The organism is Pseudomonas sp. 5P_3.1_Bac2, from assembly GCF_025465995.1.
Classification (GTDB): Bacteria; Pseudomonadota; Gammaproteobacteria; order Pseudomonadales; family Pseudomonadaceae; genus Aquipseudomonas.
Genome location: NZ_JANLNY010000004.1, coordinates 149,830 through 169,226, shown reverse-complemented (window position 1 = coordinate 169,226; position 19,397 = coordinate 149,830). Strand labels below are relative to the sequence as shown.

The 19,397-nt window shown below is 59.7% G+C and carries 17 protein-coding genes and 1 tRNA gene; 12 read left to right on the top strand and 6 right to left on the bottom strand.

Going from position 1 to position 19,397, the window contains the following annotated elements:
• Positions 1 to 17 precede the first annotated feature (17 nt).
• Both NTD81_RS02085 and NTD81_RS02080 read left to right on the top strand, forming a co-directional pair.
• Complete coding sequence (locus NTD81_RS02085; protein ID WP_262178898.1) at positions 18 to 998, top strand: tripartite tricarboxylate transporter substrate binding protein; 981 nt, start codon at positions 18 to 20, stop codon at positions 996 to 998.
• Between the two features lie 126 nt (positions 999 to 1,124).
• Positions 1,125 to 2,174 (top strand): AbrB family transcriptional regulator, encoded by a 1,050-nt coding sequence (locus NTD81_RS02080; protein WP_262178896.1) that lies wholly within the window; start codon positions 1,125 to 1,127, stop codon positions 2,172 to 2,174.
• 4 nt (positions 2,175 to 2,178) lie between these two features.
• Here NTD81_RS02080 and ung read toward each other — a convergent pair whose 3' ends face one another.
• Complete coding sequence (gene ung / locus NTD81_RS02075) at positions 2,179 to 2,877, bottom strand: uracil-DNA glycosylase (protein WP_262178894.1); 699 nt, start codon at positions 2,875 to 2,877, stop codon at positions 2,179 to 2,181.
• Positions 2,878 to 2,956: 79 nt separating this feature from the next.
• A complete protein-coding gene (locus tag NTD81_RS02070; protein ID WP_262179804.1) occupies positions 2,957 to 3,838 on the bottom strand; it encodes an AraC family transcriptional regulator in 882 nt (293 codons plus the stop codon).
• A 137-nt stretch (positions 3,839 to 3,975) separates the two neighbouring features.
• On the opposite strand from NTD81_RS02070, the gene NTD81_RS02065 reads away from it, so the two are divergent.
• The 10 genes from NTD81_RS02065 to NTD81_RS02020 all read left to right on the top strand — a co-directional run bounded on the left by NTD81_RS02065 (position 3,976) and on the right by NTD81_RS02020 (position 14,568).
• Complete coding sequence (locus NTD81_RS02065; protein WP_262178892.1) at positions 3,976 to 5,469, top strand: CoA-acylating methylmalonate-semialdehyde dehydrogenase; 1,494 nt, start codon at positions 3,976 to 3,978, stop codon at positions 5,467 to 5,469.
• Between the two features lie 29 nt (positions 5,470 to 5,498).
• A complete protein-coding gene (locus NTD81_RS02060; protein ID WP_262178891.1) occupies positions 5,499 to 6,662 on the top strand; it encodes an isobutyryl-CoA dehydrogenase in 1,164 nt (387 codons plus the stop codon).
• A gap of 57 nt (positions 6,663 to 6,719) precedes the next feature.
• Complete coding sequence (locus NTD81_RS02055) at positions 6,720 to 7,538, top strand: enoyl-CoA hydratase (protein ID WP_262178889.1); 819 nt, start codon at positions 6,720 to 6,722, stop codon at positions 7,536 to 7,538.
• Positions 7,539 to 7,554: 16 nt separating this feature from the next.
• Complete coding sequence (locus NTD81_RS02050; protein ID WP_262178886.1) at positions 7,555 to 8,658, top strand: enoyl-CoA hydratase/isomerase family protein; 1,104 nt, start codon at positions 7,555 to 7,557, stop codon at positions 8,656 to 8,658.
• 36 nt (positions 8,659 to 8,694) lie between these two features.
• Positions 8,695 to 9,579 carry a 3-hydroxyisobutyrate dehydrogenase gene (gene mmsB, locus NTD81_RS02045; protein ID WP_262178884.1) on the top strand — a complete coding sequence of 295 codons (885 nt, stop codon included), beginning with the start codon at positions 8,695 to 8,697 and terminating at the stop codon, positions 9,577 to 9,579.
• 804 nt (positions 9,580 to 10,383) lie between these two features.
• On the top strand, positions 10,384 to 11,856 hold the full coding sequence (locus NTD81_RS02040) for a sensor domain-containing diguanylate cyclase (RefSeq protein WP_262178882.1): 1,473 nt from the start codon (positions 10,384 to 10,386) through the stop codon (positions 11,854 to 11,856).
• Between the two features lie 7 nt (positions 11,857 to 11,863).
• Positions 11,864 to 12,073 (top strand): cysteine-rich CWC family protein, encoded by a 210-nt coding sequence (locus NTD81_RS02035; protein WP_262178880.1) that lies wholly within the window; start codon positions 11,864 to 11,866, stop codon positions 12,071 to 12,073.
• Between the two features lie 2 nt (positions 12,074 to 12,075).
• Positions 12,076 to 12,768, top strand: coding sequence for a pseudouridine synthase (locus NTD81_RS02030; protein WP_262178878.1), 693 nt, complete (start codon positions 12,076 to 12,078; stop codon positions 12,766 to 12,768).
• A 596-nt stretch (positions 12,769 to 13,364) separates the two neighbouring features.
• Positions 13,365 to 13,438 (top strand) — tRNA-Gly (locus NTD81_RS02025).
• 404 nt (positions 13,439 to 13,842) lie between these two features.
• Positions 13,843 to 14,568 carry a histidine phosphatase family protein gene (locus tag NTD81_RS02020; protein WP_262178876.1) on the top strand — a complete coding sequence of 242 codons (726 nt, stop codon included), beginning with the start codon at positions 13,843 to 13,845 and terminating at the stop codon, positions 14,566 to 14,568.
• Between the two features lie 199 nt (positions 14,569 to 14,767).
• Here NTD81_RS02020 and lpxO read toward each other — a convergent pair whose 3' ends face one another.
• The 4 genes from lpxO to NTD81_RS02000 form a co-directional block, all read right to left on the bottom strand.
• The gene (lpxO, locus tag NTD81_RS02015) at positions 14,768 to 15,667 is read right to left on the bottom strand and encodes a lipid A hydroxylase LpxO (RefSeq protein WP_262178874.1); all 900 of its coding nucleotides are present in this window, start codon (positions 15,665 to 15,667) and stop codon (positions 14,768 to 14,770) included.
• A gap of 345 nt (positions 15,668 to 16,012) precedes the next feature.
• A complete protein-coding gene (locus NTD81_RS02010; RefSeq protein ID WP_262178872.1) occupies positions 16,013 to 16,909 on the bottom strand; it encodes a DMT family transporter in 897 nt (298 codons plus the stop codon).
• A gap of 22 nt (positions 16,910 to 16,931) precedes the next feature.
• Positions 16,932 to 17,339, bottom strand: coding sequence for a hypothetical protein (locus NTD81_RS02005; RefSeq protein WP_262178870.1), 408 nt, complete (start codon positions 17,337 to 17,339; stop codon positions 16,932 to 16,934).
• Between the two features lie 145 nt (positions 17,340 to 17,484).
• Positions 17,485 to 19,293, bottom strand: a complete 1,809-nt coding sequence (locus NTD81_RS02000; protein WP_262178868.1) for an ABC transporter ATP-binding protein — start codon at positions 19,291 to 19,293, stop codon at positions 17,485 to 17,487.
• Positions 19,294 to 19,397: the final 104 nt, after the last annotated feature.

Sequence of the window (19,397 nt, the reverse complement as noted above, 5' to 3'; positions counted from 1 at the left end):
GCGTTTGAGGTCCGTCCATGTCCCTAGCCCTTGTTCGTCTGTGTCTGGCCACTAGCTGCCTGACTCTGACTTCTGCTGTTTGGGCCTTTGAGCCGCACAACCCGCAGTGCATTGCCCCTGCGGCCCCTGGCGGCTCATTCGATCTAACCTGCAAACTGGCGCAAAGCGCCTTAGCCCAGACCCAACTGCTCAAGGCGCCGCTGCATATTCGCTATATGCCCGGCGGGGTCGGGGCGGTGGCCTACAACTCGGTGGTGGCACAGCGGCCGGCGGATGGTGAAACCATCACCGCGTTTTCCAGCGGTTCATTGCTGAATTTGGCCTTGGGTAAATTCGGTCGTTTCGATGAAGACGCGGTGCACTGGCTGGCCGCCATTGGCAGCAGTTATGGCGCCATCGCCGTGCGCAGCGACTCGCCCTATCGCAACCTCAATGAGCTGCTCGCGGCGATTAGGGCCAATCCCAGCGCGGTGCTGATTGGCTCGGCCGGGACCATCGGCGGCCAGGACTGGATGCAAAGCGCCCTACTCGCCCGCGCTGCCGGCATCGATCCCAAGCAGTTGCGGTACGTGGCCATGGAAGGCGGCGGCGAGCTGGCCACCGCCCTGCTCAGCGGCAGTATTCAGGTGGCCAGCACGGATATTGCCGACTCCCTGCCGCATATCGCCACCGGCGACATGCGAGTGCTGGCGGTAATGGCCGCAGAGCGTTTACCCGGACAATGGGTCGCCTCCATCCCCACCGCCAAAGAGCAAGGCTATGACGTGGTGTGGCCGGTGATTCGGGGCTTTTATCTGGGCCCCAAAGTCAGCCCCGAGGCCTACGCCTGGTGGCAAAAAACTTTCGATCAGTTATTGGCATCCAAGGACTATGCCCAGTTGCGCACTGAGCGGCAGATGTACCCTTTCGCCATGACCGGCGCCGAACTGGATGCCTATGTGAAAAAACAGGTGCGTCAGTATCAGGAGTTGGCGCAGGAGTTTGATCTGGTGCAATAAGCACTGGCGCGATTAAACCAAGCTGCGTAAGGGACGACGCAGCGCCGTACAGGGAGTGTGTATGCCGCCGAAGCAGCCAGTTCAACCCCGCTGGTCATTGCCCGTTTACTGCAGGAAGCAGCGCCCATGCTGAGCCAGGCCCACAGCACTAACCATTGGCGCAACTGGTGGGCCACGCCCTTGGCCGGCGTCCTCGGCGGCTATCTAGCCAGCCAGGTTGGCTGGCCGCTGCCGTGGATGATTGGCTCAATGCTTGGCGTGATCGCGCTGCGCTGCGCCGGGGCTCTCAGTACAGAAATGCCCGGCGGGCGGCAGAGCGGTCAGTTAATAGTCGCCAGCGGGATTGGCTTGCACTTCACCAGCGAGGTGCTAAGCCAGGTGTACAGCCATCTTGTTTTGGTGATTATCGGCGCCTTTGCCACCCTCGCCTTAAGCCTGATCGGCATTGCGATTTTGCGCCGCAGCGGGCTGGATCGCGCCACCGCGTTCTTCGCCAGCATGCCCGGCGGCGCCAGCGATATGGTGACCTTAGCCGCGCCATTAGGCGCCAACTCCGCCCAGGTCGCAGCCGCCCATAGCCTGCGCATGTTGCTGGTGGTGTTGCTGATTCCCGCCCTGTTCACCTTAAGCCTGCCCACTGTGGCGCCAAGGGCGCCGGTACTGGTCAACTGGCCTTGGCTAATTGGCCTGCTGGTGGGCGGATATTTGATGGCGCGGCTTTGGCGGCGGCTGCGCCAGCCCAATCCGTGGATGCTCGGACCGCTGACCCTGTGTGTTGTAGCCAGTGTCAGTTTTGATCTGCACCAGGGCCTGCCGGCGAGTGTCGGCCACCTCGGGCAGTGGCTGATCGGCTGCGGGCTGGGTTGTCATTTTGACCGCGCGTTTTTCCGCAAAGCGCCCGGCTTTCTTCTGCGCGTCCTGCTGTTTGCCCTGCTGGCTATGGGCTGCGCGGTGCTGCTCGGCTTAGCTCTGGGCTGGAGCAGCGGCGTGTCGGCGCAATCGCTGATGCTGGGGATGATGCCCGGCGGCATCACCGAGCTGAGCCTGACCGCCGAAGCACTGCACCTGTCGGTGGCCATGGTTACCGCCTTGCAGGTGCTGCGCCTGTTTCTGCTGATGTTTCTGGCCCGGCCGGTGTTTCGTTATTGGCTCAAGCGCTGGCCCGACAACGCCTGACGGATCACTCGACCTGCGCCGGCAAACGCCAGTCGATCGAGCTTAAACCGTGCTGTTCAAGAAACTTATTGGTGCGACTGAAATGACCGTTGCCGATAAAGCCGCGGTGGGCCGACAGCGGCGATGGATGCACCGACTTAAGCACCAGATGCTTGCTGGTATCGATGAGTTTTTCCTTGCTCTGGGCATGGGCGCCCCACAGCAAAAACACCAGACGCGGCTGCTCCCGGCTGACCACCTCAATCACCTTGTCGGTGAAGTGCTGCCAGCCTTTGCCGGCATGGGAGCCAGCCATGGCCTGCTCCACCGTCAGTGAGGTGTTAAGCAGCAACACGCCCTGCTCGGCCCAGCTTTGCAGGTAGCCGTGGCTGGGGATGTCGATATTCAGGTCGCGTTTCAACTCTTTATAGATATTCACCAGCGACGGCGGCGTCTTCACCCCCGGCTGCACCGAGAAACACAGACCGTGGGCTTGGTTGGGTCCGTGATACGGGTCCTGACCGATGACCACCACCTTGACCTGGGCCAGCGGCGTCGAGTTAAGGGCATTGAAGATCAGCGGCCCAGGCGGATAGATGACCTTGCCGGCCGCCTTCTCCGCCCGCAGAAAACCACCCAGCTCACGCATATAGGCTTTATCGAATTCCTCGTGCAACGCCTGTTTCCAGCCTGCCTCGAGTTTGACCTTATCTGCGCCGCCCATCACTACACCCTGCTTAAAAATCAAAGGCGCACGCTAGTCGCGGCCATGGCGCAAGTCAACCCAAGGGCTTGGGCAGCCATCAGCCTTGGTGCAGGGCACGGTAGTGGCTGGGCGCCATGCCCACCACTTTGCGAAACAGCCGGGAAAAGTAATACATGTCCTCGTAGCCCAGCTGCTCAGCGACCTGGCGAATGCTCGCGCTGCCCTCATCGAGCAAGCGGCAGGCATGGGCCATTTTCAGTTGGATAAAGTCCTGAATCGGCGCCTGGCCCGTCAGGGCGCGGTAGGTTTTGGCGAAGTGAAAACGCGATAATTTAAACTGCGCGGCCAGCTCATCGAGATTCAGGCTGTCATGCAGATGGGCGCGCATCACCGCTTGCACCGCGTCCACATCAAGCACCCGCCCGGACTTCAAGGTGGTGCGCGCCGGCAGCACCGCCAGTGAAGTCAGCAGCACCTGTAACTGATGGGCGGCGTGAACAAAATGGGCCAGATTCAGGCCTTGCTTGCGCAGGTTGAGCAAGGCATCAAACTCGGCCAGCAAGCGCGGCTGCACGCCAATGCGCAGCAGCGGGCCACGGCCCAACGGCTGGATAAACTCTGCCGCCAGCCCCCCATCAAAGTGCACCCAGTAGATGCTCCAGGGCTTATGCGGATCAGCGCCGTAGGCATGGGCCTGAGCTTTGGGCAGCATCAGCAGATCGCCACCCGCGACTGCTAATCGTCCATCTTGGGTTTGCACCCAACCCTGTCCGGTACGACAGTAAATCAGCAAATAATCGTCCGGCAGCGCGCGCCGCATCTGATGCCCCAACGCCTGCGGATAAAACCCCAGCGCCAGCGGATAGCAGCCCGCCGCCAGAGAGCTGCGGGCCAATTGGCGACGCAAACGCGGTGGCGTAATAAAGCGCACGCCGTTAGCCGGCAGCGGCCAGTTGGAGGTATCGACATAGCTCGGCATAGCGCCATCCACGGGCAAGACAATACCAAGATAGTCCATTTCGCAACCAAGATCGTCAATCCACAAAGGTCAGTAGCGCGGCTATAACAACCGACAAAACAACAATTGAATCCTTAGAGATTCACTGGGAGGACGGCGTGAGCAAGGCAATCCCGCAACTGATTGACGGTGTCTGGCGCGACAGCCATAGCCGCACATTGATTGAAGTCACTGACCCTGCCACGCAACAGGTATTGGCCCTGGCGCCGAATGCCACGGCGGAAGAAATCGAAGCTGCCGTGGCCAGTGCCAAGGCGGCATTTCTCACCTGGCGCGAAGTCCCTGTCTCCGACCGGGCGCGGCTGATGCTGCGCTACCAACACCTGCTCAAAGAACACCACGACGAACTGGCCGAGCTGCTTGCCCAAGAAACCGGCAAGACCCTGGCCGACGCCAAGGGCGATGTGTGGCGCGGCATCGAAGTGGTGGAGCAAGCCGGCAATATCGCCAGCCTGATGATGGGCGAAACCATGGAGAACGTCGCCCGCGATATCGACACCGCCAGCTGGATTCATCCTTTGGGCGTGTGCGTGGGCATTACCCCGTTTAACTTCCCGGCGATGATTCCGCTGTGGATGTTTCCGCTAGCCATCGCCGCCGGCAACAGCTTTATCCTCAAACCCTCCGAGCAGGACCCGCTGACGCCGAACCGTCTGGCGCAACTGTTTATCGAGGCCGGCGCGCCCAAGGGCGTGCTGCAAGTGCTGCACGGTGGCCGCGAGGTGGTCGACAGCCTGCTGACCCACCCTGACACCCGGGCGATCTCCTTTGTCGGCTCGGTGCCGGTGGGGCAGCACGTGTACCGCACCGGCACTGCCCATATGAAGCGGGTGCAAGCCTTTGCCGGGGCGAAGAACCACTTGGTGGTGATGCCCGATGCGCATCCACAGCAAGTGCTCAGCAACCTGGTCGGCGCCAGCTGCGGCGCCGCCGGCCAACGCTGCATGGCGATCAGCGTGGCGGTGTTTGTCGGCGAATCCAAACACTGGATCGCGGAGCTGCAAACACAAATGGCCGCGCTTAAACCCGGTTACTGGAACGACGGCCAAGCCGCCTTCGGCCCGCTGATCAGCCGTCAGGCTAAGCAGCGGGTGCTGCGCCTGATTGCCCAAGGTAAGGCCGAAGGGGCTGAATGCTTGCTGGATGGCTCGCAGTGCACGGTGGACGGTTATCCAGACGGCAACTGGGTCGGGCCCACCCTGTTCCGCGGAGTGACGCCCAGCATGGCGCTGTACCGCGAGGAAATCTTCGGCCCGGTGCTGCTGTGCGTGGAAGTCGACAGCCTGGAAGATGCCATCGCCTTGGTCAACGCAAGCCCCTACGGCAACGGCACCTCGATCTTTACCCGCTCTGGCGGCGCGGCGCGGCATTATCAACATGCCGTGGAAGTGGGCCAGGTCGGCATCAACGTGCCAGTGCCAGTGCCTCTGCCATTCTTTTCTTTTACCGGTTGGAAGGGCTCGTTTTACGGCGACCTGCACGCCTACGGCAAGCAAGGCGTACGCTTTTTTACCGAGACCAAAACCGTCACCAGTCGCTGGTTTGATGACGATGCCGTGGTCACCAGCAACCTCACCATCACCCTCAAATAATAATTCGCGCGCAAGCGCCATGGGGATTTATGGATTTTCAACTCAGTGAAGAACAACGCCTGCTGGTCGACAGCGCCCGCGCCTTTGCCAGCCGCGAACTGACGCCCCACGCGGCGGATTGGGACCGCGATCATCACTTCCCGGTGGACGTGATCAAGCGCGGCGCCGAGCAAGGTTATCTGGCCCTGTATATCCCCGAAGAAGACGGCGGTTTGGGATTGTCGCGCTTAAGCGCGTCGCTGATTTTCGAGCAACTCTCGGCCGGCTGCATCGCCACCACGGCATTTTTCACCATCCACAATATGGCCTCGTGGATGCTCGCCTCCTTTGCCGATGCCGCTCTTAAAGAACAGTGGCTGCCGCGTTTGGTCAGCGGCGAACTGCTGGCCTCTTACTGCCTCACCGAGCCCGACGCGGGCTCCGACGCCGCGCACCTGCGCACGCGGGCTAAACGCGACGGCGAGCACTACATCATCGACGGCAGCAAATGTTTTATCTCCGGCGCCGGCAGCACCGATGTGCTGATCGTGATGGCGCGCACCGGCGAAGAAGGCGCCAAGGGCATCTCCTGCTTTGTGGTGCCAGCCAATGCCGAGGGCGTGAAGTACGGCCGCAATGAGCTGAAGATGGGCTGGCGCGCCCAGCCCACCCGGACCATCACCTTTGAAGGCGTGCGCATCCACGCCAGCCAACGTATCGGCCCGGAAGGTCAGGGTTTTGTCTATGCCATGAAAGGCCTCGATGGCGGGCGGATCAATATCGCCAGTTGCTCGTTGGGCGCCGCGCAAGCCGCGCTGGAGCAATCGCTGCGCTATGTCGAGGAGCGCAAACAATTCGGTAAAACCTTAAGCCACTTCCAAGCCCTGCAATTCAAACTGGCCGACATGCTCACTGACCTCACTGCCAGCCGGCAGATGGTGCGCTTGGCGGCGCATCATCTCGACCATCAGCACAGCGAAGCCAGCCTCTATTGCGCCATGGCCAAGCGCTTTGCCACCGACCATTGCTTCAATCTGTGCAATGACGCGCTGCAACTGCATGGTGGTTATGGTTACCTCAACGACTACCCCTTGGAGCGCTGGGTGCGCGACAGCCGCGTGCACCAGATATTGGAAGGCACCAACGAAATTATGCGGGTGATCATTGCCCGCCGCCTGCTGGAGCAAGGCGGCATGCTCGAACGCTTGCTGTAACAACGCGAGGCCACGGTGGCGCCGACGCTGCCGCGCCGTATCAGTAAAGGAGTCATCATGAGTAACGCCGTAGAACCTTACAAAACCGGGGTGTTTGACCTGACCCACAAACTCACCGTGGAAAAACACGACCACACCGCACTGATCACCATCAACAACCCACCGGCCAACACCTGGGACCGCGACTCGCTGATCGGCCTTAAGCAGTTGATGGAACACCTCAACCGTGACGATGACATCTATGCCCTGGTCATCACCGGCCAAGGCAGCAAGTTCTTCAGCGCCGGCGCCGACCTCAAGCTGTTTGCCGACGGCGACAAAGCCCGCGCCCGCGAAATGGCCCGCCGTTTCGGCGAAGCCTTCGAGGCGCTGCGCGACTTCCGCGGCGTGTCGATTGCCGCGATCAACGGCTACGCCATGGGCGGTGGTCTGGAGTGCGCGCTGGTGTGTGATATCCGCATCGCCGAGCAACAAGCGCAAATGGCCCTGCCCGAAGCCAGCGTGGGCCTGCTGCCCTGCGCCGGCGGCACCCAGCACCTGAGCTGGCTGGTCGGGGAAGGCTGGGCCAAGCGCATGATTCTCTGCGGTGAGCGGGTCGACGCCGACACCGCGCTGCGCATTGGCTTGGTCGAGCAAGTAGTGGCCACAGGCGAGGCCCGCAACCATGCTCTGCTGCTGGCGGCTAAAGTCGCCGGGCAAAGCCCGGTAGCGGTACGCGCCATCAAACCGCTGATCCAGGGGGCCCGCGAGCGCAGCCCAAGCACGTGGTTAAGCGAAGAGCGCGAGCGCTTTGTCGATCTGTTCGATGCCGTCGACACCCGCGAAGGGGTCAACGCCTTCTTGGAAAAACGTCCGCCGCAGTGGCTGAACAAATAGTCCCAGGAGCGCACTGATGAACGTACAGTTTCAACAATTGCCGGCCCAGCATGGCCGGCAGATTGGTGTCGCTACTCTGGATGCGCAGAAGAGCTTAAACGCCCTGTCGCTGCCCATGGTTGACGCCCTCACCGCCCAACTCAAACGCTGGGCCGAAGATCCAAGCATCGCCTGCGTGCTGCTGCGCGGTAACGGCCCCAAAGCCTTTTGTGCCGGCGGTGATGTGGTGCAGTTGGTTGAGCAGTGCTTAGCCGAACCCGGTAGCGTGCCAGAGTTGGCCCGGCGTTTTTTTGCCGACGAATACCGCCTTGATTACCTCCTGCACACCTTCCCCAAACCGCTGATCTGCTGGGCCCACGGCCATGTGCTGGGCGGCGGCATGGGCCTGATGCAAGGCGCCTCGCTACGCATCGTCACGCCGAGCAGCCGCCTGGGCATGCCGGAAATCAATATCGGTCTGTTCCCGGATGTCGGCGGCAGCTGGTTTTTGTCGCGTCTGCCGGGCAAGTTGGGACTGTTCCTGGGGCTTACCGCCGGCACCATCAACGCCCGCGACGCGCTGGATCTCAACCTCGCCGACCGTGTGCTGCTCGACAGCCAGCAGGACGATCTCATCAACGGCCTGTGTCAGCTCAACTGGCAAGAGCATTGCCCACAGCAACTGCACAGCCTGCTCAAGGCGCTGGAGCACGCCGCCCTCGGCCAGCTCCCCGAAGCCCAGTGGCTGCCACGCCGCGCGCGCATCGATGGGCTGCTCGATCTGCCTGATCTGCTGCAAAGCTGGCAGGCCATTAGCGCGTTACAGGACGACGCCGACCCGCTGCTGGCCCGCGCCGGCAAAACCCTGGCCGCCGGTTGCCCGCTGACCGGGCACTTAGTCTGGGAGCAAATCAACCGGGCCAAGTATCTGTCGTTGGCCGAGGTGTTTCGCATGGAGTACGCCATGAGCCTCAATTGCTGCCGGCATCCGGAGTTCCCTGAAGGCGTGCGCGCGCGCCTGATCGATAAAGACCAAAACCCGCGCTGGCATTGGCCGGATGTAAAAAACATCGCCCCGGAGGTGATCGACGCGCACTTTCGCCCCGTGTGGGACGGTCCCCATCCACTGGCCGATCTCTAAGCCGCTCTGCCAGTATCATCCAGAGGGAGCACGACAATGAGTCATATCGCCTTTATCGGCCTCGGCAACATGGGCCTGCCCATGGCCCGCAACCTGCTCAAAGCGGCATTTAAAGTCAGCGCCTATGACCTGCAAGAAGAAGCCCTGCAAGCCTTGGTCGCCGAGGGTGCCTACGCAGCGCAAAGTGCCCTAGAGGCTGCTGACGGCGCGGAAGTGGTGATCAGCATGTTGCCCGCCAGCCGCCATGTTGAAGGGCTGTATCTGGGTGAGAATGGCTTGCTGGCCAACTTGCTCGCCGGCACTCTGGTTTTGGAATGCTCGACCATCGCCCCGGACTCAGCCCGCCGGGTGCATCAAGCCGCGCGCGCGCGCGGTATCGAAATGCTCGATGCGCCGGTTTCCGGTGGCACGGCCGGCGCGGCGGCGGGCACCCTGACCTTTATGGTCGGTGGTGACCCAGTCTGCCTCGAACGCGCGCGCCCCTACTTCAGCGTGATGGGCAGCAATATCTTCCACGCCGGAGCAGAAGGTTCCGGACAAGTGGCCAAGGTTTGTAACAACCAAGTGCTGGCCGTGCAGATGATCGCCACTGCCGAAGCCATGGCCATGGGCGTGGCCAACGGCTTGCAGCCGGCAGTTCTGGCCGAAATCATGCGCCAGAGCTCCGGCGGCAACTGGACCTTGGAGAAATACAATCCCTGGCCCGGGGTGATGCCGCAGGCACCGGCCTCACGGGGTTACACCGGCGGTTTTATGGCCGAGCTGATGAGCAAGGATCTAAGCCTGGCCCAAGAAACCGCCCTGGCCAGTGGCAACAGTACGCCCATGGGCGCCCTAGCCCTGCACCTGTACCGTTTGCTCACCAAACAAGGCTTGGGCAAGCAGGACTTCTCCGTGGTGCAGCAGTTGTTTATCGACTAGCCGCAAAAAAAAACCGCAGCCAGCTGCGGTTTTTTATTCCCCCGTTCAACGCTACCAGCGCCGACTGTCCCAACCGCGCTGGCCGCCGTAATCACGACTATCAACCCGCCGTGGCTCCCTGCGCGGCGGCGGTGCATAACCATGCCCCGGACCCTGCCAGCCCTGGCCGGGGCGCGGGCGGTAATATCCAGGCGGTACATACCGCGGCGGCGGTGGGGGTGGCGCAGGCCGATACAGGGGTTGCCGCGGCGCCTGATACACCGGCACGGGATGGCCTGGCGCCACGCCATAAGCCGGATAGCGCGGCGGCAAATAGCCTGCCGGGGGATAATAATTGCGCTCATAGCCGCGGGGACTGTAAACACCGCCCGAGGCAGCACAGCCGGTCACAGAAAACAGCAACAACACTAAAGCCAGAAGTTGGATGTGCATGGCGGCCTCCTTAGACCGCAGGTTGGGTGCAGACTGCTATCGACACCTGGGACGCGCCCACAAAGTAAGACAACCGTACAAATTAATTCGCGCAATCGTCTGCCGGGCCAATGCGCACAAATTGTTTCAAGGCCGCCCTCTCCCTGCATTGCCTGTACCACCGGCCCTGCTCCTGTTGACTTGGATCAAGCAGAACGTGGAATTCTCCCCAAGTGGTCAACTTGTTAGCGCCATCACGGCGACATCACCGCCAAGTTTGTTAGACTTTGCGCCCTTTACAGCTCCTTAATCGTGCTATTAACAGCTGCACCGCCCGCCCAGCCCCGCAAGGCGCACTGATGCGGTCTAGCGGTAGCCACAAGCGAGTCAGGCATGCCCTCTGCGCCCGCCCATATCAGCCACCGCCCCCTAACCCTGCTGTTATTGCTGTTGCTGACTTTGGGCTTTCTTGCCACCTCCCTGGCCAGCTACTACTCGGCGTTTGACTCGATCCGCAGCGGCATCGTCGATACCGAGCTGCCTTTAACCTCCGACACCATCTACTCAGAAATCCAAACGGACTTGGTGCGCCCGGTGCTGATCGCCTCGATGATGGCCCAAGACATCTACATCCGCGATTGGCTGCTGTCCGGTGAGGCGCCAAGCCCGTCGATCACCCGTTACTTGCATGAAGTGCAGACCCGCTACGGCACCCTCACCAGCTTTTTGGTTGCCGATAAAAGCCGCACCTATTACCAAGCCAAGGGCGTGCTTAAACAAGTCAGCCCTGAAGCCTTTCGCGATATTTGGTATTACGACCTCAAGCGCTCGGATCAGCCCTACGCCATCAACATCGACGTCGACCTGGCCAACCAAGACCGCCTTGCCGTGTTTATCAACTACAAAGTGCTGGACTACCAAGGCAACTTTATCGGCGCCACCGGCGTAGGCCTGCAGGTGGATACCATCGCCAAGCTGATCGAGACCTATCAGCAGCGCTACCAACGCCGCGTGTTCTTCACCGACAGCAATGGCCGCCTGGTACTAACGGGCGCCCAGGGTGGCCCCATGGCTAGCCGCAGCGGCCAACTGCTCAGCGAACTGCCAGGGCTGGAGAGTTTTACCGCCGACAAACTGAAAGCACCCAGTGGCACCTACAGCTATGAGTACCAAGGCCAGGATCACCTGCTCAACGTGCGCTTTATCCCGGAGCTGAACTGGTATCTGTTTGTCGATAAAGAAGATGAGCGCGAAGTCGCCGGCATCCGCAAATCCCTCTACCTCAACCTGCTGATCTGCTTGGTGGTCAGCGTGATCATTCTGAGCTTGGTCAATATGGCGCTCGGGCGTTATCAGCGCCGGCTCAAAGCGTTGGCCACCACCGACCAACTGACCGGCCTGCTCAACCGTCGCGGCTTCGACATGCTGGCCCAGCAGGCTGTGCAAGAATCCCAGCGCGAGCACAGCCCGCTGTGCGCCTTACTGATGGACTTGGACAAGTTCAAAAACCTTAACGACAGCCATGGCCACATGGCCGGCGATGAAGTGCTGCGCTGCATGGCCAGCAAGCTGCTGAGCCATGTGCGGCAGAGCGATATTCTGTGCCGCTGGGGCGGTGAAGAGTTTATCCTGCTGCTGAAAAACACCGACGCTGCGCAAGCCCAAGAAGTCGGCGAGAAGATCCGCAGCCTGATCGACCACTGCGCCATCCCCTATCAGGGAGTTACCTTGCATATCAGCACCAGCATTGGCTTGGCCCAACTGCAACCCGGCGAATCGATTGATCAACTGATCACCCGCGCCGACCACGCCCTGTACCGCGCGAAACAACGCGGGCGTAATTGCCTGTACGCGGAGCCGGCGTAAGCAGCCCATGCCTGAGTCAGCCACCCGTTGCCCGCGCTGCGGCCAACGCAACCAATGCGCCCAAGCCGACAGCAGCACGCCGGTCAGTGCTTGCTGGTGTTTTAGCCTGATGATCGATCCAGCCGTGTTGAGCGATTTACCCCGCGCCCCCGCTGAGCAAAGCTGCCTGTGCCCAGCCTGCGCCCAAGCCTTAACCGCTACCGACAGCCCCGACTAAGCATGCGTCTTGATCGATTTTTAAGTAACTTGCCCGCGCTTAATCGCCAAGCCGGACGCCTGGCCTTGACCAGTGGCCGCGTGAAGGTAGACGGCCAGGTGGTCAATGCTGCGCAGTTTGAAGTCAACCAATTCAGCCGCATCGAACTGGACAACCAACTGCTCCAAGCCGGCAAAGCCGCACGCTACTTTATGCTGCACAAGCCCGTCGGCGTGGTCAGCGCCACCCAGCATGAAGAGCATCGTACCGTGCTCGATTTGCTGGATGAGCCAGACAAAACCGAACTGCACCTGGCCGGGCGCCTGGACCTCAACACCAGCGGCCTGCTGATCATCACCAACGACGGCCTCTGGTCCCGCCGCCTCACCGAGCCGCGCAGCCGCTTGGGTAAGGTCTACCGCGTGCATACCGAACAGCCGATTGAGCCGCACTACGCCGCAGTCTTCGCCCAAGGTCTGTACTTCGCCTACGAAGACCTCACCACCCTGCCCGCAGAACTCGCCATCCTCGACAGCCACAGCGCTTTGCTAACGCTGCATGAGGGCCGCTACCACCAAGTCAAACGCATGTTCGGTCACTTCCAAAACAAAGTAATCGGCCTGCATCGCCTGAGCATGGGCGGCATCCACCTCGATCCAAGTTTGGCGCCGGGTCAGTACCGGGCCTTAACGGCCGAAGAAATCGCGAGCTGCTAAGACACCAGTGTTTTGCAACTGACTGGCCCGCCGCGCATGACCTGGCAATCGCGGGGCACATTGGTTATCTGCAAAAAGTGCCAGCGCTTGGCGACATAGCGCTGAAAAACACCTGGCAATGCTCATTACCCGCGCCAACTCAAGTGCGCCCTAAGCCCGTTGCCCTGCAATGTGGCCCGCTCTGGCCTGAGCTCGTCGTGCCGGTGTTCACAGAGGTTTCGCACATTACCCAGACCGAAGTCGCCAACATTTAGAGCTGCGTGTATGGCTTACCACTCGGAAAGGGCATCGCGATGCGATCGCCATTGCTTTAAAGCGCCGGGCGTAGCTTGCCAGGGTGAAACCAACCGAGACGATCCCACTCAACCGCCACCCAAACAATGCCTCACCAAGCCTCTGCGCAGCGGCGCCCACCCTCCATGCAGATCTGTCGCCGCCCGGCCCCTCGCGCTGTCCAAACCTTGCCCATCACGCTAAATCCTTGAGCCAGCGAAAGTTTTTAGCCGCCCACAACACAAAATAATCGTCCCCGAGCAGCAGATAAGCGCATCCCACACTTCATTTCGGCCCCAAGTTCCGGTATAAAGGCACCCGCTGCGGGTGTCGTATAATGGTAATACCCTAGCTTCCCAAGCTAGAGCCGTGGGTTCGATTCCCATCACCCGCTCCAAATCACAGCAAAAAGCCCCGACGGCCATTGGCCTCGGGGCTTTTTCGTATCCGCCTATATCAAATTGCCTAGTGCGCAAAAACACACCCCGTAGGGTGGATGACGCTTTTCTCATCCACCGCTCTGCATCCCCCCTGCAGAACTGCCCCAAGCGCATGAACCAATCCTCATGTTAATTCGCGTGGGCTCTTATATGGGCTGGACAAGCTTCGCGTTGTCCACCTACTCACGGGTTTGACTGTCTGCTCAGCGCCTGCACATCAGCTAGAGGCACCGCCGCGAATTAACCGCCCTGACATATCCAGAGACCTATATCTGCCATCTGTCGTGCAACTTTCCCCGATACTAAGGTGCCATACCCCCCACTATCGGCCCCTACCTGCGCCGAATAACTAGGAGACATTATGTTTAAGCCCCCATTGCTGGGTCGCACCCGTCAATGGCTGCGCACGTTTAACGCCAGTCAGCGCAAACGCACCTTAATTGGCGCCGCTGCCGCTTCTCTCAGCATTGCCGCCGGTGCAATGGTTTTTGACCCCGCTGAGATAACAGACCTCTCCGAGGAAAGCCGCAACGACTTACCCAAGCTGTTGAACGAGTGGGAAGATGGCAATGTGATCGTCCTGCTAAGGCATCTTGAGCGCTGTGACAAGGAAGACCATCCCTGCTTGCAAGGTAATACCGGCGTCACCTCAAGGTCGGTCGCCACCGGAGATGTTCTGGCAGACAGCTATAGCCAGTTAGGCCTCGATAACAGCAACGTCTACAACAGCCCACTGACACGCACGGCCCAGACCGAAAGCATCGTGTTTAACGACGTGGGGATAGACGGCGACTGGTTATTGAAATGCCGGGAAAACATGCTGCATGACGTGCTGCGCCATAAGCAGCCGGGTAAAAACCTGATTCTGGTAACCCATAGCAGCTGTATTTCTGCCTTTGAAGAAGCGCTGGGCTATGAGAGCGACACACCGGCCTATGGCACATCATTGTTCTTTAGCAAAACCCCAGAGACGGCTGAACTGGATGTGCTGGGCTTTCTTGACGCCAACGACTGGGAAGTAGCTCTAGATACTCAGGCAAGGCAAGTGGGCGCGGTTAACCACTCCGCCCCCGAAGACCGCACATAACCCGTAGGGTGGATGACGCTCTTCCCATCCACCGTTTTGCCGACCACCCTTATTTTGAAGCGACCTAAAGCGTGGGCCCGAGCCGCCCACATCGCATACCCAAGAAAAAACCCCGACAGCCAAGCTATCGGGGCTTTTTGTATTAGGCCTCATCAGCACCTAAGCGACTGAGACTAAGCGAGCCGACTGAACAGCCCCCTCAAATCAAGATAAACAGCAACAACAGCGCCGCAAAGATGCCCCACTTCTCGAGGTAATAGAGTTTGCGGTTACGCTTTTTCAGCTCTTTGCCGCGCAGGCGGATTTTGTAGACCTTGCTGAAGAAGCGGTTGATACCGCCTGTTTTGTCGCCGTCGTCGTTGGGGGCGCCAGCGGCGGCCATGACGGTGCGGCTAAACCAGCGGTTAAAAGCGCCGGCCCAGGCATATTGCATGGGGCGCTCGACGTCGCAGAACAGGATGATGCGGTTCTGCTCGGTGGCGTTTTCGGCGTAGTGGATATAGGTCTCGTCGAACACCACACCCTCGCCGTCTTTCCAGTGGTAGCGCTCGCCGTCCACATCGATATAGCAGTCTGGGCTGTTCGGTGTTTCCAGGCCCAAGTGATAGCGGTAGGAGCCGGCGTAAGGATCGCGGTGACGGACCAGTTTCGAGCCTGGCGGCAGCTCGGCAAACATCGCCGCTTTGATCGAACCGATGCTTTGCACCAGTTCAGTGGTGCGCGGGCACAGCTTCATGGCCGAAGGGTGGCTGTCGCCATACCACTTCAGGTAGAAGCGCTTCCAGCCGGTTTTGAAGAAGGAGTTAAAGCCGACGTCGTTGTACTGGTCGGACTTTTTAATCGCGCCAGCGGCTAACAAGGCTTGGCCTTCGGCGCGGATTTCCTGCCAGTTATCCTGCAGCTGTTGCAGCTCAGGAAACTCAGTGGGGTCAAGAAATGGCCGATTGGGCTTCTTGGAGAACAGGTAGAGGAAGCAGTTGATCGGTGCCAGAAAGCTGGAATGGTCACTCAGCTGGCGGCTTAGCTTATGCCGTACGCGACCACGCAGGTGCACATACGCTATGGACAGCAGGTAAATAGCGACAATGATTAATTTCACAGGATCGGTCACATATCAAAAGGTAAAGGTAACGCTACGGGGGGCCCTTGGCCCACGCTCGGCGCAGGTCTCTGCACGCTATGACCAACTTGGCTGGTCGCGTCCCATACGAACAACTGGCTGGGATCGAATTTGTGACATTTTAGCCAAAGTGCGCCGATGGGCCACCGATAATCTGTACGAACCTGAACTTTTAGTATTTTTGCTTAGAATCAGGGCGTTTTAACAGCAATTAGCCAGCACTCAACCAGGGCGGCAGCGTGCAATTGGCCTTTAGGTTAGTTTTTGCAAGCGCTGCAACGCTATAAGCATTCGCCCTATAGCGCGGCACTAGATCGCGCCGCCTTAAAGCGCTTTTTTATCCAAAAAGCTCAAGCTTAATCCGGCGTTGTAAGCCAAGCCCGCCGCCACGATCAGCACACCGCCCAGCGCTTGCCACAGATTAATGACATGACCAAAGGCGAAGTAATCGACGATCAGCGCCACCAAGGGATAGAGAAAACCGAAGATCGCCAAACTGGCGGTGCTGGCTTTTTTAAACGCGGTGTAGAGCAGCATCAGCATCAAGGTGGTGTGGAACAGCCCGAGCATCAGCATGGCCGTCCAACTGCCAGCAGTGGCCGGCAAACTGCTGAAGTCGGCGAGGAACACAAACAGCCCGGCGCCCACCAGCAAGTGACCGCTGACAATCACCTCGGGACGCACTTCGTTGGCAATCTGTTTGGTCAACAGCGTGGTCGCGGCATACAGCAACGCCGCCGCGATGGCGCTTAAACAGCCCCATAAAAACTGCTGGTCGAAACCACTGTGATTGGGCCGCACAATCAGCAGCAAGCCGGCAAAGGCCAGCACTAACCACAGCACATTGGAGCGTTTGAGTTTGTCGCCCAAAAACAACACGCCGCTGAACAGCAAGAAGAACGGCTGCAGGTGATAAATGATGGTGGCGATGCCGATGGACGTCAGGCGATAGGCGCTAAACAAAAATACCCAGTTGAATACCAAGCACACGGCGCCGAGCAGAATAAACAGCAGTTGCCGGCGGCTGAAGCTTAAGTCGCGTAAGTAGCCTTTAAGCCAGCACACCAGCAGCATGCCGGCGCCACCAATCACGCAGCGCAGAAACACCACGTTAAACGGGCTTTGTCCGGAGCTGACCACAAACAAGCCAATGGTGCCGGAAATCAACATCGCGGCCACCATGGCCACACGTCCTTGTTGCTCTTGGTTCAGCTTGAGCATTGTTACTCCAGGTGGATAGCGCTTATGGCGCGCTTGGGCTTAGCGCTTGCGAGGCGGCGACATAATCGGCTTGGAACTGCGCACTCTCAATCCAGGCCAGAGCGGCAGCTTCATCCTCAGAGTTAGCGGCCCACTGGTGATACTCGATCAGGGCGGCGAGGATAAAGTCGGTCGCGCCCTCCTCGCCCTCTTGCTCAAGCACGATTTCCAGCAGCGGGAAATTTAAGAAGGCCGCGCACAGTGCTTGTTGGCTTTGTTTGCCGGCCTCGCGCATGGCGATAAACATATCAGTGAGATCGACCGATTCCAGATCAATGCGCTGATCATCCGGGTCCAGCTCCAAAGGCGCCGCCTGGCGTTGGCTGCGGTTCTGCTTGGCCTTGGTTTTGGCCCGCTGAGCCCGTTTGTGTTGCTTGTTCGCCGATGCCATAAACGCCTTACCTTGCTGCTGGAAAGTCTGAGGCCGACTGCCGCGAAATTGGACAGCCAAACCTGGGGGACGAAGAATGCCAGTTATTCGCCCACAGGGCACCCCACAGTAGTCCCAGGCATCACTCAAGCCGGCAAACGGCCACCTAGCTCAGCATCTCAGCGGTCTCCTGGCGACTCCACAAACGGTAGTACTGGCCGCGCTTGGCCAGTAATTCTGCGTGGCTGCCATCCTCAATCACCTTGCCGTTATCAAAGACGAGGATGCGATCCAGGTGAGCCACGGTGGACAGCCGGTGCGCCACCACCAGCACGGTTTTGTCGCCCATGATTTCATCGAGCTTTTCCTGAATATAACGCTCGGTCAGCGAATCCAGACTGGAGGTGGCTTCATCCATCACCAGAATCGGCGCGTTCTTCAGCAGCACCCGGGCGATGGCGATACGTTGCCGTTGGCCGCCGGAGAGCTTGACCCCGCGCTCGCCCACCAACGACTCATAGCCCTGGGGCATTTGCTCGATAAAGCTGCTGGCGCCCGCGCGGTAAATTGCCATGCTCAGTTCATCTTGCGAGGCATCCAGGCGGCCATAGTGGATGTTCTCGCGGATGCTGCGGTGAAACAGCCCAGGCTCCTGCGGGATCAAGCCAATCTGCTGGTGCAGCGAGGCTTGGGTGACGGTGCGGATGTCCACACCATCGAGCAGCACTTGGCCTTGTTCCACGTCATACAAGCGCAGCAGCAAGTTGAGCAGGCTGGTTTTGCCGGAGCCCGACGCCCCCACCAGACCGACTTTTTGCCCTGGCGGAATGATGATATTGAGGTCGCGAAAAATCGGCTTGCCGGGCGTGTAACTAAAGCCAACCTGGCGAAACTCGATCTGCCCGTGACGGACTTTCAGAGTGCTGGCTTGCGGCTGATCGACCACCTCATGGGGATGAATCAAAGTACTCAAGCCGTTGCTGATGCTGCCAACGGCCTCGAAAAACTCCAGCAAGCGCCGCGACAGGTTGCCGACATCACCAATGATCAATAGCGACAAGCTGGTGGCCATGACGAAGGCGGCAATATCGATCACCTGGGTTTGCCACAGATACAAGGCCATCAGCAGCATGCCGAGCTTGAACAGGATGCCGCACAGCGACTGAAACCAGCGCACCCTCTCCATGTACTTGAAGGAACGATTAGCCGCCGCGAACTCAGTATCCAAATAGCGAGTCAGGTAGGCCTGCTCAAATGGCTGGCGGGCGAACAAGCGAATGCTGGCGAGGTTGCTCACCGCATCCACCACCTTGCCGTTACTGGTGCTGCGCGCCGCCGAATACTGCTGCGCCAGCGGCTGGCTGCGGCGGGCAAGGAAATAACAGAGCAGGATAAAACTCAGCGACCAGAGCAAGGTAAATAGCCCCAACGGCAAAGACACGCTAAGCAGTAAAATCACCGAGAAAATCAACACCAGCAGCACAGACAGCAAATCAAACAGCAGGATGGCCAGAGCCTGGCTGACCCCGATAGAAACCTCCGTAACCTTATGCGCTAAGGCGCCGGCAAACTGGTTGCTGATAAAACGCTGCGAGTGTTGCTGCAAATAGGCGTATAGCGCCTGCGTCACGCGGCGCCGTTGCTTGGGCAAGACGCGGATATGGCAACCGGAGGCGCCACGGTTAAACAGCACTTCGCACACAATCAACGCCGCAAACCAGCTCAGCGGCACCAGCAGTTGCTGCGCCGAATCAGACTTCAGCCCTTCACTGACCAAACGAGTGATGGCGCCCAAACTCCAGGGCACCCAGACACTGCAAGCCACTCCGATAATTTGCAGCAGCAAAATGGCGCCGTACCAACCACGGTACAGCCGCACAAAATGCATGATGAATGGCAGTGGCGTGCCGGGTAAGTCAGTGCGCTGGCTGGCAGCGTCCCCGCTGCTTGGTGCTCCATCCTTGGCAGTGCTCATGGCGAACTTCAGGTCCTGTATGTGAGGCAGAAGATGTGCGCGGGGGTGCGTGCCGTCCTTAGCACGCCAACTAGTCGGATCTGCGGCAACGACAAAAATACCCT